The organism is Glycomyces artemisiae, assembly GCF_003002955.1.
GTDB classification, from domain to species: Bacteria; Actinomycetota; Actinomycetes; order Mycobacteriales; family Micromonosporaceae; genus Glycomyces; species Glycomyces artemisiae.
In genome coordinates this window covers 37423-62217 of the sequence record NZ_PVTJ01000001.1, presented here as the reverse complement: position 1 = coordinate 62217, position 24795 = coordinate 37423, and the positions used below count along the sequence as shown (strand labels likewise).

Below are 24795 nucleotides of genomic sequence, written 5' to 3'. Positions count from 1 at the left end.
CCCTGACCGATACCGTTCCCGCCCTTGCGAACCGGAGTGTGCCCATGCTCATCGTCGGCGAGATCCACACCGCGCTGCTGCCGCACTCGCGGCCGCTGACGCCCGAGGAGGCCCGCGCGGCCCTGTCGCTCGCCGTCGGCGAGACCGTCGTCCAGTGGGCGCGGCCCGTCCCGCACACGGCGTCGCCGGTGCTCCTGCACGGCGTGGACTGCAAGCTGCCGCTCGCACCGAAGCAGGACAACCAGCACGCCGACGACAAGTCCGCGAACGGCACCACGGTCCGCGCGGTCGGCACGGTCTGCTCCCGGGCGGTCCTCACCGGCGGGCACCTGCTCCAGGGCTCGGCGTGGACCGCCGTGGCGCCGCCGCAGCAGCCGCGGCGGATGCCCTGGTCGTACTACCTGGCGCGGCCCGGCACGCTGGAGACGATCGGGAACTTCGAGGCCGAGCGGCTCGCGCGGGCGTTCCTCGTGGCCGAGAACCGGCGCGACCGCTCCGAACTGCTCGACACCGCCGCCATCGCCCGCCACTCGATCCACGACGTGCTCTCGCGCCCCGTGCTCGACCAGCGCCCGCCCGTCAAGACCGGGTCGACCCGGCTGCGGTGGGCGGCCATCGCCGACCCCGGCACCCGCAAGGCCGTGGCGTTCCGACTCGTCGGGAACGACCGGCGGCGCATGAGCATGGTCACCGGCCTGGTCGACCCTGAGCACATCGCCGCCGCCGCAGAGGATCTCGCGATCCACGACTGGCTCCTGACGGCCGTCGCGGCGCGGATCGCGCTCGCGAAGATCGGCGAGGACCCGCGGCACACGCTGCGCACGCTCCGGCCCGTCGTGGACCACCTGCTGCACCTGTGGTCGGCGGGCGCGCGGACCTCCCGGGACCTGGAGTTCATGTGGGACTCCCTGGAGCGGCGCCCGGGCCTGTCGCGGCAGTGGGCCACGATGACCGAGCGCGTGCGCTCCCAGATCGACTACGGCGCAGCGGATCTGGCCGCGAAGATGCTCGACATGATGGAGCAGAACCAGCGCCAGGGCGGCTCCGCCGACAGGTTCCCGCGCTAAAGCGGCCCCTGGAAGACGTACGAGAGCCGGTCCACGAGCTCCTCGGGCAGCGACATGCCCTCCCGCTCGGCGGACTTGCGGATCTGGTCGAGCGCGCCCGCGTCGGGCCGGACGCTCCCGCAGATGACGCGCACCGCGTGCTCGACCTCCAGGAAGTCCGTCGACAGGACCGACACGGTCCGGTACGCGGGGAACGGGAACGCCTTCTTGTCGAGCTGGAGGATCGGCGGCATCTCCGACCACCGGTCGGGGAAGCGGTTCCCGAGGCGCTGCCCGGGGACGTGCCCGTGCTCGGCGGGCACGAGCGACTCGACCGGCTCGGGCACGCCGATGCGCTTGCCCTGGTCGCGCAGCACGCCCAGGCGGATCAGCTGCCACACCGCGGCGAGCATCGGGCACGACCAGCGGCGGCCCTTCGGGGTGTCGTTCCACAGCTCCACGTCGAGGAACACCGAGTGCTCGCGGCGCGAGTTCTGGCTCGGCGGGATCCACCGCAGCGGCGCGCCCATCGCGATGCCGCGCGGCTTCGGCGTGGGCACGCCGTTGGGGAGCCAGCCGAGGTCCGAGACGGGCGGGCGCGAGCCGTTCGTGCCCGGCGGCGGCTCGAAGACGATCCGGTCGGCCACGAGCGCCGCGAGCTGCAAGGGCCCCATGCGGTCGCACGCGGACTCGCGCGCCAGGTAGTCGATGCGCAGGCCCGCGGCCGCGGCGGCCTCCGAGACCTGCGCGATGAGGTGCTCGGGGTCGGGCAGATCCTGGTGGAAGTAGTCGTCCACGAGGTAGCAGGTGCTCACGCGCGGCGTGCGGCCGCCGAGGCGCTTCGAGAGCGCCTCGGTGGTGCCGTGGACCCACGCGGCCGCCGACGCCATCTGCTCCTTGAGCGCGTCGGTCCGGGCGAGGTCGTCGGCGTACAGGTGCCCGACCTCGATCGACAGGTGGGACATGCCGAACCGCTCGGTGCGCTGCTTGGCGCTGGTCTCCTCGTACGTCACTCGATCCCCCGCACGCTCGCTTCGAGTCCGGCCGCGAACTGCTCCTCCGTGGAGCGTGACGCCAGGTCGGAGAAGGCCCGGACGGTCGCCTGGTTGGCGATCCGCAGCGTCACCGCGTCGGCGTCGGTGATGATCTGCTCGCGCCACTGGAGGACCGGGTCGAGCGGCACCGAGCCGAGGAGGTTCATGCGGCCCAGCTTCAGGCGCACGGCCATCTGGTGCAGGTCGGCGTCGATCCTGCGCAGCCACCGGATCTGCGTGGCCTCCAGGCCCTTCAGGTCGGCCCCGTCGGGGTCGACGACCGCGGTGCGCACGTAGCGGATCGAGTCGAGCAGCTTGCGCTGGTACTCCTCGCCGTAGGAGCGCGCGGTCTCCACGAGGCCGCGCTCGCCGTAGACGAGGGAATGCGCGGCGATGACGTGCTGCTTCGTCCAGCGGTGGTAGACGATCCACCGCCACGGGAGGTTCGCGAGCTCGGGGCGGGCGGTCGCGGCCATGACCATCTCGGTGGCGTGCGAGCGGCCCGCGGACAGGTCGACGATGACGAGGTCGAACTCCCTTGAGAGTTCTTGCAGGAGCTTGACGCAGCGGTCGACGGTGTTCTCGTCGCCGGGGAACTCCGAGCCGTCGGCGTCGCCGGGGCACAGGACGAGCTCCCCGGCGCCGTCGGGGCGGGCCTGGAGCTCGGCGCGGTCGCTGGCCTCCCACACCGAGTACCGCTCGGATTCGGAGGCGTGGTCCTGGAGGTACTCGTGGATGCCGCTGCCGTACGTGCCGTGCTCCAGGTCGTCGATCCCGAAGACCGCACCGGCCGTGGGCGAGCCGAAGTCGAAGTCCACATAGCACACGTTCATGCCCTGGACGGCGCGCCGGTACGCGAGGTTGCACGAGGAGACCGACCGGCCCGTGCCGCCCTTGTCCGAGGTCGCGAACAGCAGCATCGTCACACTCCGGTCTCGGCGTCGCGGCCGGCCGAGATGAGCCGGTCGAGGTCGATGAGGGCCTGGACGCCCAGGGCGAACGCGGTGCCGGGGCGCTCGTCCACGACTTCCTTCGCGTGGCGGATCGTCAGCCCCACCGACCGGATCTCCTGCGCCAGCGCGGGCCCGGCGTTCCCGGAGCCGCGCAGCAGCTCCTGGTCGTAGATGTGCTCGGCCTCCACGAGGAGTTCGTGGGCGAGGCTCTCCAGGTCGCGGGAGCGGGCCGGCTCGGAGCCCGCGAACTGGGCGGCGACGACCATGGCCTCGACGACGCGGATCGTGAAGTGCCACGACGGGTCCTCGAACCAGTTCGGCAGCTCGTTGTAGACCTGCTGGGGCTGGTCCCACAGGCGGGCGGCGCGGCCCTCGCGGATGCGCCTGCGCGCCAGGTGCTCCCATATGAGGTCGGCGACTTCGAGGAGCTCGGCGCGGTTGGCGATGGTGACCAGGAGCCCGGCGGCGTCGTAGATGCGCTTGAGGAGCAGGGGCGCGAAGTCGACCATGTTCCAGATCATGGCCGGGCCGTCGAGCTTCTCGATGCCGAGGAGTTCGGCCTTCACGCCGGGGAAGTGCATCTCGATGGCGCGGTCGCCGACGAGGGGGCGGCGGGTGATGCGGCCGCGGTTGGCGAGCTCGACGAGGACGTCGGCGAGGCGGATGAGGTCGTCGTCGCCGCCGCGGCTGGAGCCGAAGGTCTCGGTGGCGACGGCGCAGACCAGGAGCGTGTAGTAGTCGTACTCCAGGCCGTCGGTGGTGCGCCAGGGGACGTCCTCCAGGGGCCACTTGGAGCCGCCGCCGAAGGACGCGACCATGGCCCAGTAGCGGCGGGTGACGTCGAGGCGGATCTGGAGCGACTGGGCGAGGCGGCGCTCCTCCTCGGTGAGGAGGTTGCGGCGCATGACGCGGTCGGAGAAGAGGGTCGCGATCGCTTCGAGGGCGACCACGGTGAAGTACAGGTAGGGGGCGTCCTCGGCGCGGCCGACGCGCTGGGTCGAGGTGTCGGAGACGTCGGGGATGTCGGGGGCCTTCTCGACGACGGACCAGGACCAGCCGATCTCGAAGAGCTTGGTGGGCGCCTCGACGCCCGCGGTGCCGCCGGAGCCGACGGTGATGGTGCGGAGGGTCGCGATGATCTCCTCGGCCTCTTCCCTGAAGCGGCGCACGATCTTCCGGTCGGGCTGGCCGTCCACGTTGATGAGGGCGATGAGCTGGCGGCCGAAGTCGTCGTCGGCGTCGAAGGTGGAGACGGCGAAGGACCGCAGGAGGCCGGTGATGGCGCCGAGGAGGCGCCGGTGGACGGTCTCCTCGACCGTTCGGAGCTCGTGGACGAGGTCGCCGCGGCCCATGCGGTCGACGGTGGGCGCGAAGTCGGCGAGGAAGGAGAGGGCGGTGAGGCTCAGCGGGATCGCGAGCGCGAAGCCCTCGGTGACGTCGATGGCGCGCTGCTCGGCGGTGGCCTTCTGGGTGCGGTCGACGCGGTGCATGTTGGAGCCGCCGGAGTAGACGGGGACGCCCTCCTCGTCGACGTGCTTCTCCATGTAGTCCTTGATGAGCCGCATGACGCGGATGGGGATCTCCACGGCGTCGCCGAGGCCCGAGAGCGCTTCGAGGACGGCGTCGCTGGTGGCGTCGGGGTCGGCGTAGCGCAGGTCGACGAGTTCCTGGGCGGGGTAGAGCAGGCACAGGAGCTGCTGGGCGTCGCCGACGGCGTCGGAGTCGTTGCGCCCGCCCCAGTGCCACTCCTTGCGCCGGGAGCCGTCGTCGGCGGGCCGCCAGCTGTAGGCCACCTGGGCCTTCCAGATGTCGAGGAGCTGTTGCCGAGGCTGCATCTTCACAGGGACCACCGCCGTGCGCTCTGGGCCGAAACGGACAGCTTCACTATTGCATGTCGATGCGACCCAAACAGACTCGCAGAACGCGTGTTGTCGGCTACCCGACAGTTCGCAATTCGTAGACGCTGCACGGCACGTCGTAGACGGGGACGGTGGTCTCGCGTTCGAGGGCCATGCCGAGCTTCTCGGCGACGCGGATCGAGGCGGCGTTCTCGGAGTGGATGCAGGAGACGACCCGGTCGAGGCCGAGTTCGGTGAAGGCGAAGCCGATGACGGCGCGGGCGGCCTCGGGGGCGTAGCCTCGGCCCCAGCGGTCGCGGGCGATGCGCCAGCCGACCTCGGTGGCGGGGAGGATCTCCGGCAGGAACGACGGGGTCGCGAGGAGGGCGAGGCCGACGAAGGCCCCGCCGTCCTGCTCGGTCACCGCGAAGGCGCCCCAGCCGTGGTCGTCCCAGTGGGCGGCGACCTTCGCGCACAGCGCCTCGGTCTGCTCCAGGGTGCGCGGCGCGCCTTCCCCGATGTAGCGCATGACCTCCGGGTCGGCGTTGATCGGGGCGAGGGCCTGCGCGTCGGCGGCCGCGAGGGGCCGCAGGGAGAGCCGCCCGGTCTTCAGTTCCACGTCGGCGCCTTCGTCATCGTTTGGGGGGCAGGGCCAGTTGGCGCTTGACGTGCCAGCAGTAGAGCCACACGCAGGCGAAGATGAGGCCCGCGACGCCGAGGGACCAGTGGATCGGCCAGCAGGCGATCACCGCGAGCTGGAGGACGGCCCCGGCGGGCCAGACCCAGGGGCGTTTCGCCATGCCCGCCAAGGCGACCGCGGCGATCACGAGAACGATGACCGCGACGGTCGCGGGCGTCGGCTCGTCGAGGATCATGCGCATCGGGACGATCGCCATGAGCAGCGCCAGCGCCTCGAACGCGAGCGCGACGGCCGCGAGGCTGCGGGCCGCGCGGGCGGGGTCGCGCAGGCCCGAGCGGTTCGGGTCGGGCTCCGCTTCCCAAGGGGCCTCGGCCTCCTCGGGCGTCTCGGGGTGCTCGTCGCGCTCAGCCACGGCGGCCGACCAGGATGCGGCGGGCGTCGGCGACGGTGAAGACCGAGCCGGTGACGAGGACGCCGCCGCCGGACTCGTACAGGTCGTCGGCCTCCTCGGCGAGCTCGATGCCGCGGGCGAGGGCGTCGCGCAGGTGCGGGTGGACGTGGACGCGCTCCTCGCCGAAGACCTCGACGGCGAGCTTCGCGAGCGACGCGGCGGGCATCGCCCGGTCCGACGTGGACTTGGTGATGACGATCTCGTCGAGGACCGGCTCCAGGAGTTCGAGCATGTGGTCGACCTCCTTGTCGGCGAGCATGCCGACGACGCCGACGAGCTTGCGGAAGTTGAACTCCTCCGCGACGGCCTTCGTCATGGCCTCCATGCCCGCCGGGTTGTGCGCGGCGTCGAGGATGACCGCGGGCTCGGAGCGCACGACCTCCAGGCGGCCCGGGGACGTGAACTCCGCGAACGCCTGCCCGACCACTTCGGCGTCGAGGGCCTTCGCCTCGCCGGCGCCGAGGAGGACCTCGACGGCCGCGAGCGCGAGGGCCGCGTTGTGCGCCTGGTACTCGCCGTGGAGCGGCAGGAACAGGTCCTGGTAGCGGGCGGCCCGGGTCTCGATGGTGACGAGCTGGCCGCCGACGGCGACCTCGCGGGCGGTGACCTCGAAGCCGCGGCCCTCGGGGACGAGCTTCGCGCCGACCGCGGCGGCGCGGCGCAGCAGCGGCTCCATCGCCGACCGCTGCTGCGAGGAGGTGACGAGCGTCGATCCCTCGTGGACGATCCCGGCCTTCATGGTCGCGATCTCCGCGAGGGTCTCGCCGAGCCACTTGGTGTGGTCGATGCCGATCGGGGTGATGACGGCGACCTCGGCGTTGAGGATGTTCGTCGAGTCGGTCTCGCCGCCGAGGCCCACTTCGATGACGCCGACGTCGATCGGCGTGTCGGCGAACGCGCCCATGGCGAGCGCCACGGTCATCTCGAAGTAGGTGAGCGGCTCGGACGCCTCGCGGTCGACGAGTTCGGCGAGCGGCGCGATCTCGTAGTACTGCTGGGCGAGGCGCTCGGCGCTGATGGGCTCGCCGTCGACGTTGATGCGCTCGGTGACGTCGTTGAGGTGCGGCGAGGTGAACATGCCGGTGCGCAGGCCGTGCCCGCGCAGGAGCCGCTCGATCATGCGGGTGGTCGAGGTCTTGCCGTTCGTGCCGGTGACGTGGACCGAGCGGAACGACCGCTGCGGGTCGCCCATGAGGTCGAGCAGCTGCTTGATGCGGTCGAGCGTGAAGTCCCAGCGGGAGAACCCGCGGGACTCCAGTGCCGCTTCGACCTGCGCCAGTTCGGCGTTCAAAGTATCGGTCCCCCAGTGAGAAAGCCCAGTGAGAAAGGGGAGGCCGGGGCGCGGGGCCCCGGCCTCCGCCTAGGCGAGTCGTGCGAGCTGCGCGGTCGCGCGGGCGATGTCGGCCTCGGCGGTCGCCTTGCGCGCCTTGATCTTGTCGACCACGGCGTCGGGCGCCTTCGCGAGGAACGCCTCGTTGCCGAGCTTCGCGGTCGTCCCGGCGAGCTCCTTCTCCGCGGCCTTCAGGGCCTTCTCCAGGCGGGCGCGCTCGGCGGCGACGTCGATCGTCCCCGACGTGTCGAGCCCGACCGTGACCTGGTCGGAGACGGCGAGCTCGGCGGTGGGCGCGAAGCCCTCGGCCTCGGCCTCCAGCCGCACGAGCGCGCGGATGAGCGGCTCCTGGTCGGCCAGGCCGGCCGCGTCCAGGCCCGTCAGGCGCGCGGGCACCGGCTGGCTGGGCTTGACGCCCTGGTCCGAGCGGAAGCGCCGCACCTCGGTCACGAGGTGCTGGAGGGCCCCCACGAGGCGCTCGGCCTCGTCGTCGGACCCGGCCGCCGTCGGCCACGCGGCCACGGTGAGCGAGTCCCCCTGCTCCTCGGTGCCGGTGAGCGTGAGCCACAGCTCCTCGGTGACGAACGGGATCACCGGGTGCAGCAGCCGCAGCAGCTGGTCGAAGACGTGGCCGATGACGCGGCGGGTCTCCTCGGCACGCGGCCCGCCCTCGGCGAGCACCGGCTTCGTCAGCTCCAGGTACCAGTCGAACACGTCGTCCCACGCGAAGTGGTACAGCGCGTCCATGGCCTTCGCGAACTCGTACTGCTCCAGGAAGCCGTCGACGGCCTCCACGGTGTGCGAGAGCCGCGAGAGGATCCACCGGTCGATCAGCGACGGCTCCGACGGCAGGTCGCCGTCCACCGTCGCGCCCGACATGAGCGCGAACCGCGTCCCGTTCCACAGCTTGTTGCAGAAGTTCCGGGAGATCTCGGCCAGTTCGATCGAGGCGATCGCGTCCGCGCCGGGGTTCGCGTCGCGCGCGAGCATGAACCGCAGCGCGTCCGCGCCGTACTGGTCCACCACGTCGAGCGGGTCGATGCCGTTCCCGGAGGACTTCGACATCTTCTTGCCGTTCGCGTCGCGCAGCAGCCCGTGCAGGAACACCTCCCCGAACGGGGCCCTCCCCATCGCGTAGGTACCGAACATCATCATCCGGACCACCCAGAAGAAGATGATGTCCCAGCCGGTCACGAGCACCGCGGTCGGATAGAACTTCTCCAGCGCCCGGGTCTCATCGGGCCAGCCGAACGTCGAGAACGGCCACAGCCCGGAGGAGAACCACGTGTCGAGCACGTCGGAGTCCTGCACGTAGCCCTCGGGCGCGGTCTCGCCCGGTCCCACGCACACCTCTTCACCGCCCGGGCCGTACCAGATCGGGATCCGGTGGCCCCACCACAGCTGGCGCGAGATGCACCAGTCGAGGAGGTTGTCGACCCACGCGAAGTAGCGCTTCTCCATCTCCGGCGGGTGGATCTTCGTCTCGCCCGACCGCACGGCGTCGCCGGCCATCTTCGCGAGGCGCTCCACCTTCACGAACCACTGGAGCGACAGCCGCGGCTCCACCGTGGTGTCGCACCGCTCGCAGTGCCCGACGGCGTGCATGTACGGGCGCTTCTCGGCCGTGATGCGGCCCTCGGCCCTCAAGGCGGCGGCGATCGCCGAGCGCGCCTCGAACCGGTCGAGCCCCTGGAACGGGCCGTGCGCGGTGATCACGCCGCGCTCGTCCATGATGAGGATCGACTCCAGGTCGTGGCGCTGCCCGATCGCGAAGTCGTTCGGGTCGTGCGCGGGCGTCACCTTCACGGCGCCCGTGCCGAACTCGGGGTCGACGTGCGAGTCGGCCACGATCGGGATGCGGCGGCCCGTGAACGGCACCTCCACCGTGGTGCCGATCATGTGCCGGTAGCGCTCGTCGTCGGGGTGGACGGCCACGGCGGTGTCGCCGAGCATCGTCTCCAGCCGGGTCGTGGCGACCACGATCGACTCGTCCCCGTCGCCGTAGCGCATCGACACGAGCTCGCCCGCGTCCTCCTGGTGCTCCACCTCGGCGTCCGAGAGCGCGGTCATGCACCGCGGGCACCAGTTGATGATGCGCTCGGCGCGGTAGATCATGCCGTCGTCGTACATGCGCTTGAACATGGTCTGGACGGCGGCCGAGAGGCCCTCGTCCAGGGTGAACCGCTCGCGGTCCCAGTCCACGCCGTCGCCGATCTTCTTCATCTGCGAGGTGATGCGCTCGTGGTAGACGTCCTTCCACTCCCACACCTTGTCCACGAACGCCTCGCGTCCGAGGTCGTGGCGGGACAGGCCCTCCTTGTCGGCGAGCTGGCGCTCCACCACGTTCTGCGTGGAGATGCCGGCGTGGTCGGTGCCGGGGAGGAACAGGGCCTCCTTGCCGCGCATGCGCTCGCGCCGCACCAGCGTGTCGATGAGGGTGTGGTCGAGCGCGTGCCCCAGGTGGAGCTGCCCCGTCACGTTCGGCGGGGGGATCACGATCGCGTAGGGCTCGCGGTCGGAGTCGTCGGCAGCCTTGAACCGGCCGTCGGCTACCCACTTCGCGTAGCGTCGCGCCTCTACCTCTACGGGCGCGTACGTCTTCGGCAGGTGGGTTTCCGGGGCCGGTGTCTGCTCAGCTGCGTCTGTCACCGTTCCAGTCTACGAAGCCGCATGGTGAGAAGGCGAAGAGGTTTAGCCGGTGTCGCCGAGAACGCTCCGCGCGGCCGAGGCGACGTCGGTCTCCCCGTCCGCGACGGCCGCCGCCAGCGCGTCCGGCACCCGGTAGCGCCGCTTCAGTTCGGCGTCGACGCGGGCGCGGATCTCGGCGGCGGCCCGCTGGCGGCGCTTGGCGGCGAGCCGGTCCCCTTCGGCGAGCCAGTCGCGGTGCTTGCCGATCGCGGCGACGAGGTCGTCGATGCCCTTCGTTTCGGAGGCGACGGTGGTGCAGACGGGCTGGCGCCACTCCCCCGGTTCGCGGCGCACCAGGCTCATCATGGCCTTGAGGTCGCGGACGGTGCCGTCGGCGCCGGGCCGGTCGGCCTTGTTGACGACGTAGACGTCGGCGATCTCCACGACCCCGGCCTTGACGGCCTGGATGCCGTCGCCCATGCCGGGGGCGAGCAGCAGGAGCGTGGTGTCGGCGAGGGAGGCGATCTCGACTTCGGCCTGGCCGACGCCGACGGTCTCGACGACGACCGCGTCGAAGCCGAGCCCTTCGAGGAGGCGCACGCCCGCGGTGGTGGTGGCGGCGAGGCCGCCGAGGTGGCCGCGGGTGGCGACCGAGCGGATGTAGACGCCGGGGTCGAGCGCGTGGTCGGCCATGCGGACGCGGTCGCCGAGGATCGCGCCGCCGGTGAACGGGCTGGACGGGTCGACGGCGAGGACGCCGACGCGCAGGCCCTGGCCGCGCCAGGCGGTGATGAGCGCGGAGACGAGCGTGGACTTGCCGACGCCGGGCGAGCCGGTGATGCCGACGATCTGCGCGTCGCCGCCCTTGACGAGGCCCGCGAGCGCGGGGGCGTCGGCGGTGTCGTTCTCGACGATGGTGAGCAGGCGGGCGGTGGCGCGGCGGTCGCCGGTGCGGGCCGCGGCGACGAGGTCCGGGAGCGCCGTGTCGGTGCGGGCCATCAGGCTCCCTTGAGGACGATGGCGTCGCCCTGCCCGCCGCCGCCGCACAGCCCGGCGGCGCCGAGCGCGCCCGGGGCGAGCTGGCGGGCGAGGGTCTGGGCGAGGCGGGCGCCCGAGGCGCCGATGGGGTGGCCGAGGGCGATGGCGCCGCCGTCGGGGTTGACGCGGTCGAGGCCCGCGCCGAGGGTCTCGGCGGAGGCGAGGACGACGGCGGCGAACGCCTCGTTCATCTCGATCACGTCGAGGTCGGCGGCCTGCTTGCCCGCGAGGCCGAGGGCCTTGCCGATCGCGTTGGCGGGCTGGTCGAGCAGGGAGTTGTCGGGCCCGGCGACGGCGGCGTAGGCGAGGATCTCGGCGGTCCAGGCCCAGCCGTTGGCCTCGGCGGTGGACTTGCGGGCGAGGACGAGCGCGGAGGCGCCGTCGGAGATCTGGGACGCGGAGGCGGCGGTGATGGTGCCGTTCTCGGTGAACGCGGGGCGCAGCTGCGCGAGGCCCTCGGGGGTGGACTCGGGGCGGACCCCTTCGTCGGCGTCGACGTAGCCGCGGCGGGTCTCGACGGGCGTGATCTCCTCGGCGAGGTGCTCGGCGGCCTTGGCGGCGCGCTGGTGGGACTCGGCGGCGAACGCGTCCTGGGCTTCGCGGGTGATGCTGCGGCCCTTGAGGTGGCGCTCGGTGGACTCGCCCATGGAGATGCCGTCGTAGGCGTCGGTGAGGCCGTCGTGGGCGAGGTGGTCGAGGAGGACGGCGTCGCCGTACTTGAAGCCGCGGCGCGAACCGGGCAGCAGGTGCGGGGCGCGGCTCATCGACTCCATGCCCCCGGCGACGACCACGTCGGCGGCGCCGCCGCGCAGGATCTGGTCGGCGAGGCCGACGGCGGCGAGCCCCGAGAGGCACACCTTGTTGATCGCCAGCGCGGGCACGCGCATAGGGAGCCCGGCGGCGACGGCGGCCTGGCGGGCGGGGTTCTGGCCGCAGCCCGCGGACAGGACCTGCCCGAGGAGGACCTGGTCGACCAGGTCGGGGCCGATGCCGGCGCGTTCGATGGCGGCTCTGATCGCGGTCCCGGCCAGGTCGGTGGCGGGGATGTCGGCGAGCGCCCCGTTGAAGCGCCCGATGGGTGTCCGGGCGGCTGCGAGGATGACGGTCGTGTCGTTCATGGCGGACCTCCGTTGGTCGATACGCTCGATCGTTTGGCTTCGACCCGTCCTCGGCGGAGCGGGTTCCGTCCGGTCGCCCAGACGGCCTTCCTGTTTCAACGACGGTTGCCTCCGCGCTACGCGCGCTTCGGTCTTACACCGTCTCCGCAGGCTGCAACCGCCAACCCGGCGGCCAGGATGTTCTTCGCTGCGTTGACGTCCCGGTCCTCGACGTGTCCGCACGCCGGGTCGGGGCAGCTGAATGTTCGCTGGTGGAGCTTCATGCCACCGCGAAGCGCCCCGCACTCGGAGCAGGTCTTCGACGAGGGCAGGAAGCGATCGACGACGACCAAGGTACGCCCGTACCATTCGGCCTTGTACTCCAGCATTTCGCGGAACCGCGACCAGGATGCGTCCGCGATGGCCCCTGCGAGACTCCGGTTCCGCAACATCCCTCTGACGTTCAGGTCCTCGACGCAGATCACTTGGTTTTCGCGAACCAGTCGAGTGCTGAGCTTGTGAAGGACGTCGTGCCGCCGGTCCGCGACGCGGGCTCGGGCGCGGGCCAGCCGAAGCCGGGCCTTGTACCAGTTCGCCGATCCCTTCCGCTTCCGTGAGAGTTCCTGCTGCAGCTTTCGGATCTTCTCCCGGTCCTGCCGTTCGAAACGCGGGTTGGTGATCAGCTCCCCCGAAGAGAGCGCGAAGAGCGCATTGAGGCCCGCATCGACACCGACGCTCTCTTCCGAGACGGGAAGCGCGGAGATGGACTCCTCGACCAGCATGGAGACGAACCAGCGCCCTGCCGCGTCCCTGGAGACGGTGACGGTCGTGGGCTCCGAACCGACCGGAAGCCGTCGGGACCAGCGGATGTCGAGAGGTTCGGCATGCTTGGCGAGCTTCAGCCGACCGCTCTTCCAGGTGAATGCCGACTTGGTGTATTCGGCTGCACCGCAAAAGCGCTTCCGCTTGAGCACCGGGTAGGCGGCGCGACGGTCCCAGAAGTTGACGAAGGCCTTCTGCAGATTGCGGAGCGACTGCTGCAGCGGCACGCTCGACACCTCGTTGAGGAATGCCAGGTCCTGCCGCTGCTTCCATTTGGTCAGAAGGGCGGAGGTCTGCGCGTAGGTGGTGCGCTCCCTGCGTCTGAACCATGACTTGTTCCTGGCGTCGAGCGCCTTGTTGTAAACGAGGCGAACGCATCCGAGCGTCCGAGCGAGATTTTGCTCCTGCTCGGCCGTCGGATAACACCGGAACCTGTAGGCACGGTGCCGGTTCTGAACCGCCATCCTTCACACACTACGGTATTAGTGTCTAAAAGACTCCAGAGGGTGAGCATCATGATCAGTCATATCGGAATCGGATTGCGGCGCATCGATCACGTGGGCATCGCGGTCCCCGACCTGGACGCGGCCCTGGAATGGTACGAGGGGGCGCTGGGGGGCCGGGCGGTGCACCGCGAGGTCAACGAGGCGCAGGGCGTCGTCGAGGTGATGGTGGCGTGGCCCGAGGGCGGGGCGCAGGTGCAGCTGCTCGCGCCGCTCACGCCGGAGTCGACGATCGCGAAGTTCATCGGGACGAAGGGCCCGGGGCTCCAGCAGCTGGCGTTCACCGTGGAGGACGTGGAGGCGGCCGCCGATGCGCTGCGCGCGAAGGGCGCGCGGCTGCTGTACGACGGGGCCCGCGAGGGCACGGCGGGGTCGCGGATCAACTTCGTCCACCCGAAGGACGCGGGCGGCGTCCTCATCGAACTGGTCGAACCCGCTTAGGGCCCTTGCAGGTCAGGGCCGCGAGTCACGGATAGTGTCGGATAGATGACGCCGTTCGGGTGATACCTGGAGGACACCGAAACTTCACCGCGTTCGACATCCGTGTCGTTCCAAGGGATTCGCCCGATTTGCGGCTAGTGTTGCGGGTGGTTCGAGCCCCACAAACCCCTGACCTTGCTGTCGACATTCGCAGTCGCGTCTGCAAGTATTGGTCCATGTCGCAGCAGCCCTCCAGCAGTACCTTTTTCGACAACGACCAATCGGTGCCGGAATTCCCCGTGCAGTTGCGGGGTTACGACCGTCACCAAGTGGATGACTTCATCCAGAAGAACATCGCCAAGCTGACGCAGACCGAGCAGCAGCGGACCGAGGCCGAGCAGCGGATGACCGACGCCCAGCGTCGCCTGCGCCAGGCCGAGCAGCGCATCCAGGGTCTTGAGCAGCGCCTCGCCGAGCAGCAGAAGCAGCTTGAGGAGAACACGCGCCCGACCCTGTCCGGTCTGGGCACGCGCGTCGAGCAGATCCTGCGCCTCGCCGAAGAGCAGGCGAACGAGCACCGCGCCGAGGCGAAGCGCGAGACCGAGGGCATCCTCTCGGCCGCCCGCCTGGAGTCCCGCGAGATCACCGACGCCGCCCGCGGCGAGGCCGGCTCCCTGAAGCAGAACGCCGAGCGCGAGGCCAACGCCCTGCGCACCCAGGTGGAGCGCGAGGTCGCGGAGCTGCGGACCAACGCCCGCCGCGAATGCGAGACCCTCCGCGCCGACGCCGAGCGCGAGACCAAGCAGCTGCGCACCGCGACCGGCCACGAGGTCGCCGAGCTCAAGGCCTCCGTCGAGCGCGAGGTCGCGACCCTCCGCGCCACGGCGGACCGCGAGATCACCCAGCTGCGCGCCAAGGCCGCCCGCGAGGCGGAGGAGAAGCGCGCCGAGGCCGCGAAGCTCTTCGCCGAGGCGAAGGAGAAGCGCGACAAGGACCTCCAGGCCCTCGACCTCGAACTGGCCGAGCGCAAGGAGAAGGCCGAGCGCGAGGAGTCGGAGCGCCACACCCGCGCCGTCGCCGAGACGCAGAAGCTCGTGTCCGACGCCGAGAACCGCGCCCGCGACGCCGAGGAGCGCGCGAAGGCCGCGGAGACCCGCGGCGAGGAGAAGCGCACCGAGGCCGACAAGTACGCCGAGGACACCACGACCAAGGCCAAGAAGGACGCGAACAAGCTCGTCTCGGACGCCAAGTCCGAGGCCGAGCGCCTGCTCGCCGACGCCAAGTCCGACGCGGAGCGGGTCACCAAGGAGGCCGAGACCAAGGTGTCCGAGCTCACCGCGAAGCGCGACCAGGTGCAGGAGACCCTGCGCAACCTCAGCGGTCTGGTCAGCGGCGCCCTCGGCGGGGCGCTCGGGCAGCAGGACGGCGACAAGTAGAAAAACCCGACGAACAAGTAAACCTGGCGAATCCGCGTTACCGTCGAGACCTACGACAGTGAAGAATGATCGTAGGCGTAGGTCGACGGTGGAGGAACCACAGCTCGGCCGCGTCCCGTCACATCCGGTCCCTATCCGGAGGTGGCGGGACGCGGCTTACGTGAGGATGAGGGCATGGCGCGTGAAGACAGACTCGACGATTCCGAACTCCTGACCGGCTTCGATGAGGGCGGACCCATCGACCGGGGGTTCGAGACGGCCCTGCGCGGCTACGACAAGCGGCAGGTGGACCGGTACCTCCAGCAGATGCAGCTCCAGATGGACACACTGGCGGGGGAACGCGCCGAGGCGCTCGCGCAGATCGACCGGCTCGTCGTCCAGATCCAGCAGTTGCAGGCGCAGATCCAGGAGCTGCGGCGCCGCAGCGCCGCGGGCGACAACGCCTCCTACCGGCACCTGGGCGTGCGCATCGAGCACATGCTCACCCTCGCCGAGGAGCAGGCCGAGGAGATCAAGGCCAACGCGCACGCGCAGACCCAGCACCTGCACCAGCGCGCCGACCAGCGCCTGCGCGAGGCCGAGGCGCAGATCGAGCAGGCCCGCAAGGACTTCGAGACCACGCTGAAGGCCCGCCGCGCCGCCGCCGAGAAGGCCGAGGCCGACCGGCGCGCGATCATCGACGCGGAGATCAACAAGCGGGCCCGCGAGGCCCAGGCCATGCTCGACCAGGCCAAGGAGCGCGCCGCGGCCCTCGTCGCCGAGGCCGAGCAGGACGCCGAGAACAAGCGGGCCGCCGCTGACGAGCAGACCCGGCAGCTGGTCGCTCACGTCGAGCGCCTCCGCGCCGAGGCCCAGCAGCTCAAGGACGACGCCGCGCTCGCCGCCGAGCAGGCCGTTGCCGAGGCCCGCGAGAAGGCCGACCGGATCGCCGCCGAGGCCGAGGCCGAAGCCGAGCGCAAGCGCGCCGAGCACGAGGCGGAGCTGCGGGACCTGCGCACCGAGGCCGTCGAGAACCTGGAGCGGTTCAAGCAGGAGACCGAGACGTTCGCGCAGACCGTGCGCACCGAGGCCGAGAACGAGGCCACGCGCCTGCGCGCCGAGGCCGCCGACAACGCGACCCTCACCCGCACCGAGGCCGCCGACGAGGCCAAGCGGCTCCGCCAGGAGGCCCAGCGCCGCCTGGAGGAGGCCGAGGCCGAGGCGCAGCGCGTCACCGCCGAGACCGAGGAGAAGGTCGCGAAGCTGGCCGCCGAGGCCGAGGAGGCCGCCCGCGCCCAGCGCGAGGCCGCCGAGGCCGAGGCCCTGCGGCTCACCGAGGAGACCGAGCGCGAGACCCAGCGCCTGCGCGACGAGGCGGCCGACGCGAGCCGCCAGGAGCGCGAGGCCGCCGAGACCGCCGCCCGCCGCCTCACCGAGGAGACCGCCGCCGAGGCCGAGCGCCTCCGCGGGCAGGCCGCCGCCGAAGCCGACAAGATCACCGCCGAGGCCGCGGCCGAGGCGTCCCGCATCCGCGAGCACGCCGACGCCGCGAAGGTCGAGGCCGAAGCCGACGTCGAGCGCGCCCGCGCCGAGCTCGCCGAGATCGAGGCCGAGCGCGAGCGGCTCGTCGCCGACGCCAAGGCCGAGGCGCAGAAGATCCTCGAACAGGCCAACCTGGAGGCCGAGCAGGTCCGCAGCGAGCGCGACCAGTACGTCTCCGAGGCCGAGAAGAAGGCCGAGACCGCCAAGCGCCGCGCCGAGGAGCTCTCCAAGTCCGCCAAGCAGACCGCGCGGCGCGACTCCGAGGCGATCCTCTCCACCGCCCGCGCCCAGGCCAAGAAGCTCATCGAGGAGGCCCGCGCGGGCCGCGGCGAGGAGCCCGCCCAGGACGCGCCGGTGAACAAGCCCGCCGCGAACGGCAACGGCCGCAAGCGCCCGCAGAACGGCGGCAAGCAGGCCAGCAGCAGCGAGGCCGCCGAGAAGGTCTCGTCCTCGTAGGCGACGCAGATGGAAGGGCCCCGCACCGGATCGGTGCGGGGCCCTTCTGCTACCGAGGGGAGCCTCGGTCCCTAACTGGTGGAGGCCTTCTCGGGCTCCTTCGCGTCCGGCTTCGCCGCGCGTTTGGCCTCGCCCGAGCCGCCCGGGGTGACCCCCACGAGCGGGACGTTGCCGCCGCCGGTGGCGCGCTTCTTGTTCCACACGTCGAACAGGACCGCGGCGAGGACGACCAGGCCCAGGATGACCTGGACGGTGTCGGTCGCGATGCCGAGCACGGTCATGCCCTGGTTCATGATGCCCATGACCAGACCGCCGATGACGGCGCCGATGATGGTGCCCACGCCGCCGGTCACGGACGCGCCGCCGATGAACGACGAGGCGATGGCGCTCAGCTCCAGCGTGTTGCCCGCGCCCGGCGTCGCCGAGTGCAGGCGGGCGGTCACGATGACGCCGGCGAGGCCGGCCATCGCGCCCATGATGACGAACACCCAGAACGTGGTCTGCTTGGTCTTCACACCGGAGAGCAGCGCGGCCTTCTCGTTGCCGCCGCCCGCGTAGATGTGGCGGCCGAACACGGTGCGGTTCGCGATGAACGTGAACAGCAGCACCAGCGCCAGCAGGATCCAGCCGATGATCGGCAGGCCCTTGTACGAGTAGAACGTGTACGCCGCGACGAGGATGACCGCCGCGACCACGATCGTCTTGATGGCCCAGCCGACCGGCGAGGTGCCGACGATCCCGGCCTTGGCCTGGCGGGAGCGCCCGCGGACCTGGAAGAACACCCACAGGACCGCGCCCAGGACGCCGAGCACCAGGGTCGGGACGCGCAGCTCCACGCCGCCGACGTCGTAGCCCGAGGCGAGCGTGTTGAAGGTGCCGGTGGTGCCGATGGTCTCGGCGTCGAGGACCTTCAGGGTCAGGCCGCGGAAGATGAGCATGCCCGCGAGCGTCACGATGAACGCCGGGATGCGCACGTACGCGATCCAGAACGCCTGCCACACGCCGATGAGGGCGCCGATGCCGATGGCGAACAGGACCGCCGCCCACCACGGCCAGTCCCAGCGCGACAGCGCGATCGCCGACATGGCGCCGCTGAACGCGAGGACCGAGCCCACCGACAGGTCGATGTGGCCGTTGACGATCACCAGCATCATGCCGATCGCCAGGATCAGGATGTACGAGTTCTGGAGGATCGCGTTGGTGAGGTTCTGCGCGGTGATGAAGTTCTGGTTCTGCAGCGCCACGTCGAGCACCTGGAACAGGATCATGATCAGCACGAGCGCGATGATCATGCCGTAGGCGCGCAGGTTGATGTTGCGCAGCGCGCCGAGCAGGCTCGGACGCGGCTTGGTCTGGACGGTGGTCATTGGCGTTGCTCTTCTCCCCCGCTGGCGGTCTCAAGGGTCATGAGGCGCATCAGCTCTTCCTGTGTGGCATGTTCCCGGTCGACCTGACCGGTGATGTGCCCGGCGCTCATCGCGTAGATGCGGTCGCACATGCCGAGCAGCTCGGGCAGTTCGGAGGAGATCATGAGGACCCCCTTGCCCTGGTCGACCAGCTGGTGGATCAGCTCGTAGATCTCGTACTTCGCGCCGACGTCGATGCCTCGGGTCGGCTCGTCGAGGATGAGCAGCTCGGGTTCGGTGAACACCCACTTGCCGAGCACGATCTTCTGCTGGTTGCCGCCGGAGAGGTTCCCGGCGAGCGAGTGGACCGACGGCGCCTTGACCCCGAACTCCTTGCGGAGGCGCTCGGAGACCGAGTCGACGCGGTCCTGGTCGACGACCCCGCGCTTCGAGAGCTTGTGGAGGCCGGGGAGGGTGAAGTTCTCGCGCAGGTCGTAGTCGAGGTGCAGGCCGTAGTGCTTGCGGTCCTCGGTGGCGTAGGCCAGGCCGGCCTCGATCGCCTCGGGGACGTTCCGCAGCTGGAGCGCCTTCCCGTCCATGGTCGCGGTGCCGGAGATGTTCGACCCCCAGCTGCGGCCGAACAGGCTCATGGCGAACTCGGTGCGGCCCGCGCCCATGATCCCGGCCAGGCCGACGATCTCGCCGCGGGCGACGTTCAGGGTCGCCCCGTTGACGATGACGCGGTGGCGCTGGTCGGGGTGGTGGACCGTCCAGTCCTCCACCTCGAAGAAGACCTTGCCGATCTTCGGCTCGTGCGGCGGGAACAGGTGCTCCAGGTCGCGGCCGACCATGGCCTTGATGAGGCGGTCCTGCGTGACCGCGTCGGCCTCGGTGTCGAGCGTCTCGATCGACTTGCCGTCGCGCAGCACGGTGATCCGGTCGGCGACGGCCAGCACCTCGCCCAGCTTGTGGGAGATGATGATGCTGGTGACGCCCTCCTCGCGGAGCTGCCGGAGCAGGTCGAGGAGGTTCTCGGAGTCGGTGTCGTTCAGGGCCGCGGTGGGCTCGTCGAGGATCAGCAGCTTGACGTCCTTGGAGAGCGCCTTCGCGATCTCGACGAGCTGCTGCTTGCCGACGCCGATCTTCTCGACCAGCGTGGCCGGGCTGTCCTGGAGGCCGACCTGCGCCATGAGGCGGGCGGCCTCGGCGTTGGTGCGGTCCCAGGAGATGACGCCGCGCTTCTTCTGCTCGTTGCCGAGGAAGATGTTCTCGGCGATGGACAGCTCGCCGACCAGGGCGAGCTCCTGGTGGATGATCACCACGCCGGAGGCCTCGGAGTCGCGGATGCTGCGGAACTCGGCGGGCTTGCCGTCGAACTCGATCTCGCCCTCGAAGTCCCCGTGCGGGTACACGCCCGACAGGACCTTCATCAGGGTCGACTTGCCGGCGCCGTTCTCGCCGACGAGTGCATGGATCGTGCCCCGCTTGACCCCCAACTCGACCCCGGACAGTGCGAGCACGCCCGGGAACCGCTTGGTGATCCCCCGCATTCGGAGGATGTCTTCAGACATTGATTCGTCCTATTTGGAGAATTGGACTGCTCTGGGGAGAGGTTCGGGGGCGCCCAGGCGGGCGAGCGCCCCCGAGAGGAAGGGTCTGCGGGTCGACTAGCCGAGGTCGGCTTCGTCGATGTAGCCCGAGTCGATCAGCTCGGCCTGGTAGTTCGTCGCGTCGACGCTCACCGGCTCCAGCAGGAACGCCGGGACGACGTGGTCGCCGTTGTCGTAGGTCTCGGTGTCGTTGACCTCGGGGTCCTTGCCGTCGAGGACGGCCACGACCATGTCGACGGTGACGTCGGCGAGCTCGCGGGTGTCCTTGTAGACGGTCATGGCCTGGGTGCCCGCGATGATGTACTTCACGGAGTCGACCTCGGCGTCCTGGCCGGTCACGATCGGCATCGTGGTGTAGCCGGCCCCGTCGAGGGCGGCGATGATGCCGCGGCTGATGCCGTCGTAGGGCGCCAGCACGGCGTCGACCTTCGTGTCGCCGGTGTAGAAGGAGGTGAGGATGGTCTCCATGCGGTCCTGGGCGACGGCGCCGTCCCAGTTCTCGGTCGCCACCTGCTCCAGGTCGGTCTGGCCCGACAGCACGACGAGCTGGCCGCCGTCGATGTAGGGCTGGAGGACCTCCATGGCCCCGCCGAAGAAGTACTTGGTGTTGTTATCGGTCAACGCGCCCGCGAAGAGCTCGATGTTGAACGGACCGGTCTCGCCCGCGGTCAGGCCCAGCTTCTCGGCGATGTAGGTGCCCTGGAGCGTCCCGACCTTGGTGTTGTCGAAGCTGGTGTAGTAGTCGACGTCCGGGGTGTCCAGGATGAGGCGGTCGTAGGCGATGACGGTGACGTCCGCCTCCTTCGCCTGGGCCAGGACGCCGTTCAGGGACTTGTTGTCGATCGCGGCGATGACCAGCACGTTGACGCCCTGGCCCACCATGGTCTCGATCTGGGAGACCTGGTCGGCGGCCACGTCGTTCGCGTACTGGAGGCTCACCTCGTAGCCCTGGTCCTCGAACGAGGCCTTCAGGTTGTCGCCGTCGAGGATCCAGCGCTCGGAGGTCTTCGTGGGCATCGCGATGCCGACCTTCTTGCCAGCGCCCGAGCCCGAGTCGCCGTCCTCGGAAGCGCAGGCGGAGGCGACGAGGGCGACCGCCGCCGCGCCGACGGTTCCGGTAAGCAGGTGGCGTCGGTTGACGTTCATCTGTTAGTACTCCTTCGTACCGGGCGTGCCGGGGCATGACCGACGTCGCCCTGGGGTCAAGACGGATTCGATAGTTCAACGTTTTTCCACAACCGTCAACAGCGGATGCGTCTCGTGTCCGAATCGTTGCTTTTCCAGTTCACCGAATTCCGACACACCCTCATCACAGGGCACATCGGACTCCGGCAGGGCTCCAGGATATGACCGAGAGTGCCGGTTCGATCACCCTTTCGTGCCACATCCCTACGGCCGACTACCGCTCGACCGATCGGATGGGATAGCCTCACATTTAGTGCCAAATCACGACACCGATCAGCGGACCCCCTGAGGAGGTGAGGATGTCGAGCACCCAGACCGTCGGACCCGCAGCCGTCCACCGTTTACTGCACCGGGACGCGGTGTGCAGCGTCTTCGGCGGCACCGTCGCGGCCGACCCCGCCGAGCTGCTGTGCGTGACCGTCGCGCATGAGCGCGTCGACGGCTCCCGGCGCGAAGTCTTCCTCGAATGGGCCGCGAAGCTCACCGGCCTCCCCGCCCACCCCCATCTGTCCCCCTGCGCGGCCGTGGGCCTGACCGAGAACGGCCGCCCGTACCTCGCGGTGGGCACGGCGCGCCGCACCCTCGCCGACCTCCTCGCCGAGCAGGGGCCCATGCCCCCTGGGCAGGTGCGCGCCCTCGGCGTGGCCTTGAGCGACGCCGTCGCGGTCTACCACCGCGCGGGCCTCATCCACGGCGCGATCCAGCCCTCGCACATCCTCGTCGGCTCCGGGCACCACCTCCAGCTCACCGCCTACGACGTCACCGCCCCCGTCCTGGCGGCCCCCCTCCCCCCCACCCCCTACACCGCCCCCGAGCACCTCGACGCCGCCGTCGCGGGCGAGGTCGCCGCCAGCCCCGCGGGCGACGTGTACGCCCTCGCGACCGTGCTCTACGCCGCCCTCGGCGGGCGGCTGCCTTGGGTGCGCCACGCCCGCGAGGACGCCGCCGACCCGCTGCTGCGCGCCGCCCCCGTGCCGCACGTCCCCGGCGTGGACTCGGACCTCACCGACCTCATCGGGGCCGCCCTCAGCCCCGACCCCCGGCGGCGCCCCACCGTCGACGTCTTCCGCGAGCACCTCACCCGCATCGCCCTCGGCGGGCCGGTCGCCTCCGGCCTGCGCCCCGATTCAGTGGCCGCGGGCCTCCTCCCCCGCCGCGGGCTGCGCCCCGTCACCGTGGCGTCCTCGACCGAGCTGGCGCCCTACCGGCCCGGCCGCGAGCGAGTAGGGCTGCGCCCGCGCCTTCGCTCGATCGCCACCGCGACCGCGGGGATCGCCCTGACGGGAGCGCTCCTGGGCGGCGCCGCCCTCGCGACCTACGCGGCCACCAATCCCGAGAGCACCGGGACCGTCTGCACCGACCCGGCCGTGCTCGGCATGCGGATCAGCGAGCAGCTCGACGACGGCGAGGTCGTGGAGAGCTGGTGCGCCGACGGCGGCGGCTATGTCGCGGCCACAGTGGACTACCCGGGCGGATCGGGCGGCGACGGCGAGGGCTCGACCGAGCGCCGCGTCTGGCGCATCGAGGGCGAGGACCTCGTGGCCGTCACCGGCTGCACCGACACCGCGATGCCGCCCAGCATCGTCGAATTCCTCGAATGCGTCTGAGCCCGGCGGCGGGCCCGGGCCCCCGCCGCTTGGGGCCGACGCTCGGCACCTCGGCTCGATCGTCCACCCGGGAGCGGGACCGGACCTGAAGTCCCGCAACCCGATCGATGCCGGCCTGGGCCCGTCCGGCTGTCCGGCGCCGGTGCTGAATCAGAGTCCGTCATCGTGTGCCTCCTTCGCTCCGTCCGGCGGTCCGCCGGGCGTGGAGGCAATAGTGCGGGGGCGAACCTGAAGGGGACCTGAAGCCGCCTGAAGACCGCTTCAGGTCCCGTGTGGAGCGCCGGGGTCAGTCCCGTTCGGGTTTGGGAAGAAAGCCTCCGAAAGCCGCCACGGACTTGTCCGCGTAGGCGGAGGTGTCGCCGCGCTCCATCGGTCCGTCCCAAGTGGTCGGCAGCGGGGCGCGGCCGGGGAGGATGCGGTCCACGATGCGGTCCAAGGCCTCCTCGGCCTTGCCGACCCACAGGTGGCCGCCGCCGGCGATCTCCACGACCTCGGCCTGCGGGACCGCGGCGAAGCGCTGCTTGGCCTCCGGGTACTGGAGGTAGTCGTCCTGCTCGGGGATGAGCGCCAGGAGCGGACGGCCGTCGTCGGCCCAGCGCTCCAGATCGTCCTCTTTGGAGTACCGCAGGGGCGGGGAGAGGAGCACCGCGCCCTCGACGCCGGGCTCCAGGCCGTACTTGAGGGTCAGGTCGGTGCCGAAGGACCACCCCACCAGCCACAGCCGCGGCAGCTCCGCGAACTCGGCGTACTCGACCGCGGCGGCGAGGTCGAAGCGCTCGCCCACGCCGTTGTCGAAGGCGCCCTGGCTCTTCCCCTGCTGCGACTCGGTGCCGCGCGTGTTGAAGCGCAGCACCGCCATGTCGGCCAGTGCGGGGAGCCGCCAGGCGGCCTTGCGGAAGACGTGCGAGTCCATCATGCCGCCGTGGGTGGGCAGCGGGTGGACGCACACGATGGTCGCCTCTGGTTCGCGGTCGGCGGGCAGGGCGAGTTCGCCGACGAGTTCGAGCCCGTCGGCGGTGTGGAGCGTGAGCGCCTCGCGTCTGGCGGGGAGCATGCTCGCGGATCTGATGACAGCCACGCCGGAATTATCCCCGGCAGCGCGGGTGCGGGGCCACCCGCTGTGTCGCACCCCTCGCTACGTTGGTTCCCGCCATCCCTATCCCCCACCCGCCCGGGGAACGGTGGGTCCCAGATTCGCGCGGGGGTCCGACAGGAACCGGCCCCCGCGGCCGCGGTGTCACCCGATCGGGGCCGCCCGCCGCGTCGGAGGGCTCAGCGCCGGCGGCTCGGTGCCGGCCGCTCAGCGCCAGCGGCCGGGCCTGCGGCGGTCGCGGGCGTTCCAGCAGCCGGTGTGCCAGTGGCGGCGGTCGTCGCCGTCGCCGTCGTCGGCCCACGCGACGACATGCGGTGTGCCCGGCTGGATCTCAAGGTCGCAGCCGGGGCACCGGTAGACCTTCTCGGCGCCTGCGCCGGGGATGCGGCGCACGCGGACGGGCCCGCCGGGACCGTCGACGAGGCTCGGGTCCTGGGCGCCGGAGGTCGGCCGCCGGGGTTCGTCCCGGCGGCGGTTCTTTCGGGGCACGGCAGGGCCTAGGCGGGTTTGGCGTCGTCTTCGGTCGCCGTCGCCGTCGCGGCCTCAGCGGCGGCGGCCTCGCGCTCGAAGCGCGCGTTCGAGCGCCGCACGTGCTTGTTCATCCCCCTGATCAGGAAGATGATCGTCACGAGGAGGAAGACCGTCACGAACGCCCCGAGCGGACCGGCCATCGCCTGGTCGCGCTCCGGGCCGAACTCTTGCGCCAGGATCTCGATCACCCTGCAACCGTATCCCGGCCGC

21 protein-coding genes are annotated in these 24795 nt (G+C 71.0%); 5 read left to right on the top strand and 16 right to left on the bottom strand.

All coding sequences use genetic code 11. The features are described 5' to 3' along the window. Window positions 1-44 precede the first annotated feature (44 nt). On the top strand, window positions 45-1067 hold the full coding sequence (locus B0I28_RS00285) for an SCO2521 family protein (protein ID WP_106361836.1): 1023 nt from the start codon (window positions 45-47) through the stop codon (window positions 1065-1067). Here the strand turns inward: B0I28_RS00285 and B0I28_RS00280 are convergent. From B0I28_RS00280 to B0I28_RS00235, 10 genes are all read right to left on the bottom strand, one after another. After that, window positions 1064-2059, bottom strand: coding sequence for an SCO2522 family protein (locus B0I28_RS00280; RefSeq protein WP_106361835.1), 996 nt, complete (start codon window positions 2057-2059; stop codon window positions 1064-1066). The two genes, B0I28_RS00285 and B0I28_RS00280, sit on opposite strands and share 4 nt — an antisense overlap. Next, on the bottom strand, window positions 2056-3000 hold the full coding sequence (locus B0I28_RS00275) for an SCO2523 family variant P-loop protein (RefSeq protein WP_106361834.1): 945 nt from the start codon (window positions 2998-3000) through the stop codon (window positions 2056-2058). Before B0I28_RS00275 ends, B0I28_RS00280 begins: the two co-directional genes overlap by 4 nt. A 2-nt stretch (window positions 3001-3002) precedes the next feature. Beyond that, window positions 3003-4868: an SCO2524 family protein gene (locus B0I28_RS00270; RefSeq protein WP_146147918.1), complete on the bottom strand. Its 1866-nt coding sequence runs from the start codon at window positions 4866-4868 to the stop codon at window positions 3003-3005. Window positions 4869-4968: 100 nt separating this feature from the next. Then, window positions 4969-5490: a GNAT family N-acetyltransferase gene (locus tag B0I28_RS00265; RefSeq protein ID WP_219926477.1), complete on the bottom strand. Its 522-nt coding sequence runs from the start codon at window positions 5488-5490 to the stop codon at window positions 4969-4971. 13 nt (window positions 5491-5503) lie between these two features. Beyond that, window positions 5504-5923: a DUF4233 domain-containing protein gene (locus tag B0I28_RS00260; protein WP_106361832.1), complete on the bottom strand. Its 420-nt coding sequence runs from the start codon at window positions 5921-5923 to the stop codon at window positions 5504-5506. Beyond that, on the bottom strand, window positions 5916-7253 hold the full coding sequence (locus B0I28_RS00255; RefSeq protein WP_106361831.1) for a bifunctional folylpolyglutamate synthase/dihydrofolate synthase: 1338 nt from the start codon (window positions 7251-7253) through the stop codon (window positions 5916-5918). Before B0I28_RS00255 ends, B0I28_RS00260 begins: the two co-directional genes overlap by 8 nt. 69 nt (window positions 7254-7322) lie before the next feature. Continuing rightward, on the bottom strand, window positions 7323-9941 hold the full coding sequence (locus B0I28_RS00250) for a valine--tRNA ligase (protein ID WP_106361830.1): 2619 nt from the start codon (window positions 9939-9941) through the stop codon (window positions 7323-7325). A 42-nt stretch (window positions 9942-9983) separates the two neighbouring features. Further along, window positions 9984-10919 carry a methylmalonyl Co-A mutase-associated GTPase MeaB gene (gene meaB / locus B0I28_RS00245; protein ID WP_106361829.1) on the bottom strand — a complete coding sequence of 312 codons (936 nt, stop codon included), beginning with the start codon at window positions 10917-10919 and terminating at the stop codon, window positions 9984-9986. Then, window positions 10919-12076: an acetyl-CoA C-acyltransferase gene (locus B0I28_RS00240; RefSeq protein ID WP_106361828.1), complete on the bottom strand. Its 1158-nt coding sequence runs from the start codon at window positions 12074-12076 to the stop codon at window positions 10919-10921. Before B0I28_RS00240 ends, meaB begins: the two co-directional genes overlap by 1 nt. A gap of 116 nt (window positions 12077-12192) precedes the next feature. Further along, entirely contained in the window at window positions 12193-13341 is a 1149-nt protein-coding gene (locus tag B0I28_RS00235; protein ID WP_106361827.1) for an RNA-guided endonuclease InsQ/TnpB family protein, read from the bottom strand. Between the two features lie 51 nt (window positions 13342-13392). On the opposite strand from B0I28_RS00235, the gene mce reads away from it, so the two are divergent. The 3 genes from mce to B0I28_RS00220 all read left to right on the top strand — a co-directional run bounded on the left by mce (window position 13393) and on the right by B0I28_RS00220 (window position 17213). Continuing rightward, window positions 13393-13821: a methylmalonyl-CoA epimerase gene (gene mce / locus B0I28_RS00230; RefSeq protein WP_106362570.1), complete on the top strand. Its 429-nt coding sequence runs from the start codon at window positions 13393-13395 to the stop codon at window positions 13819-13821. A 215-nt stretch (window positions 13822-14036) separates the two neighbouring features. Further along, window positions 14037-15236, top strand: coding sequence for a coiled-coil domain-containing protein (locus B0I28_RS00225; protein ID WP_106361826.1), 1200 nt, complete (start codon window positions 14037-14039; stop codon window positions 15234-15236). A gap of 174 nt (window positions 15237-15410) precedes the next feature. Further along, window positions 15411-17213: a DivIVA domain-containing protein gene (locus tag B0I28_RS00220; RefSeq protein WP_106361825.1), complete on the top strand. Its 1803-nt coding sequence runs from the start codon at window positions 15411-15413 to the stop codon at window positions 17211-17213. A 71-nt stretch (window positions 17214-17284) separates the two neighbouring features. Here the strand turns inward: B0I28_RS00220 and mmsB are convergent, their stop codons facing one another. From mmsB to chvE, 3 genes are all read right to left on the bottom strand, one after another. Continuing rightward, entirely contained in the window at window positions 17285-18580 is a 1296-nt protein-coding gene (gene mmsB / locus B0I28_RS00215) for a multiple monosaccharide ABC transporter permease (protein WP_106361824.1), read from the bottom strand. After that, a complete protein-coding gene (gene mmsA / locus B0I28_RS00210; protein ID WP_106361823.1) occupies window positions 18577-20130 on the bottom strand; it encodes a multiple monosaccharide ABC transporter ATP-binding protein in 1554 nt (517 codons plus the stop codon). Before mmsA ends, mmsB begins: the two co-directional genes overlap by 4 nt. 96 nt (window positions 20131-20226) lie before the next feature. After that, window positions 20227-21315, bottom strand: coding sequence for a multiple monosaccharide ABC transporter substrate-binding protein (gene chvE / locus B0I28_RS00205; protein ID WP_106361822.1), 1089 nt, complete (start codon window positions 21313-21315; stop codon window positions 20227-20229). A 338-nt stretch (window positions 21316-21653) separates the two neighbouring features. Here chvE and B0I28_RS00200 point away from each other — a divergent pair, with 338 nt between their 5' ends. Beyond that, window positions 21654-22961, top strand: coding sequence for a protein kinase domain-containing protein (locus tag B0I28_RS00200; RefSeq protein WP_106361821.1), 1308 nt, complete (start codon window positions 21654-21656; stop codon window positions 22959-22961). Window positions 22962-23247: 286 nt separating this feature from the next. Here the strand turns inward: B0I28_RS00200 and B0I28_RS00195 are convergent, their stop codons facing one another. From B0I28_RS00195 to B0I28_RS00185, 3 genes are all read right to left on the bottom strand, one after another. Continuing rightward, window positions 23248-24015 carry an alpha/beta hydrolase gene (locus B0I28_RS00195; protein ID WP_106361820.1) on the bottom strand — a complete coding sequence of 256 codons (768 nt, stop codon included), beginning with the start codon at window positions 24013-24015 and terminating at the stop codon, window positions 23248-23250. 246 nt (window positions 24016-24261) lie between these two features. After that, the gene (locus B0I28_RS00190; protein WP_106361819.1) at window positions 24262-24543 is read right to left on the bottom strand and encodes a hypothetical protein; all 282 of its coding nucleotides are present in this window, start codon (window positions 24541-24543) and stop codon (window positions 24262-24264) included. 8 nt (window positions 24544-24551) lie between these two features. After that, window positions 24552-24773, bottom strand: coding sequence for a hypothetical protein (locus B0I28_RS00185; RefSeq protein ID WP_106361818.1), 222 nt, complete (start codon window positions 24771-24773; stop codon window positions 24552-24554). Between the last annotated feature and the right edge of the window lie 22 nt (window positions 24774-24795).

Coding starts and splice junctions, on each gene's coding strand:
- B0I28_RS00285 (WP_106361836.1), top strand. CDS start 45: ATGCTCATCGTCGGCGAGATCCACACCGCGCTGCTGCCGCACTCGCGG.
- chvE (WP_106361822.1), bottom strand. CDS start 21,315: ATGAACGTCAACCGACGCCACCTGCTTACCGGAACCGTCGGCGCGGCG.
- mmsA (WP_106361823.1), bottom strand. CDS start 20,130: ATGTCTGAAGACATCCTCCGAATGCGGGGGATCACCAAGCGGTTCCCG.
- mce (WP_106362570.1), top strand. CDS start 13,393: ATGATCAGTCATATCGGAATCGGATTGCGGCGCATCGATCACGTGGGC.
- B0I28_RS00225 (WP_106361826.1), top strand. CDS start 14,037: ATGTCGCAGCAGCCCTCCAGCAGTACCTTTTTCGACAACGACCAATCG.
- B0I28_RS00195 (WP_106361820.1), bottom strand. CDS start 24,015: ATGCTCCCCGCCAGACGCGAGGCGCTCACGCTCCACACCGCCGACGGG.
- B0I28_RS00275 (WP_106361834.1), bottom strand. CDS start 3,000: ATGCTGCTGTTCGCGACCTCGGACAAGGGCGGCACGGGCCGGTCGGTC.
- B0I28_RS00235 (WP_106361827.1), bottom strand. CDS start 13,341: ATGGCGGTTCAGAACCGGCACCGTGCCTACAGGTTCCGGTGTTATCCG.
- B0I28_RS00270 (WP_146147918.1), bottom strand. CDS start 4,868: ATGCAGCCTCGGCAACAGCTCCTCGACATCTGGAAGGCCCAGGTGGCC.
- mmsB (WP_106361824.1), bottom strand. CDS start 18,580: ATGACCACCGTCCAGACCAAGCCGCGTCCGAGCCTGCTCGGCGCGCTG.
- B0I28_RS00240 (WP_106361828.1), bottom strand. CDS start 12,076: ATGAACGACACGACCGTCATCCTCGCAGCCGCCCGGACACCCATCGGG.
- B0I28_RS00220 (WP_106361825.1), top strand. CDS start 15,411: ATGGCGCGTGAAGACAGACTCGACGATTCCGAACTCCTGACCGGCTTC.
- meaB (WP_106361829.1), bottom strand. CDS start 10,919: ATGGCCCGCACCGACACGGCGCTCCCGGACCTCGTCGCCGCGGCCCGC.
- B0I28_RS00200 (WP_106361821.1), top strand. CDS start 21,654: ATGTCGAGCACCCAGACCGTCGGACCCGCAGCCGTCCACCGTTTACTG.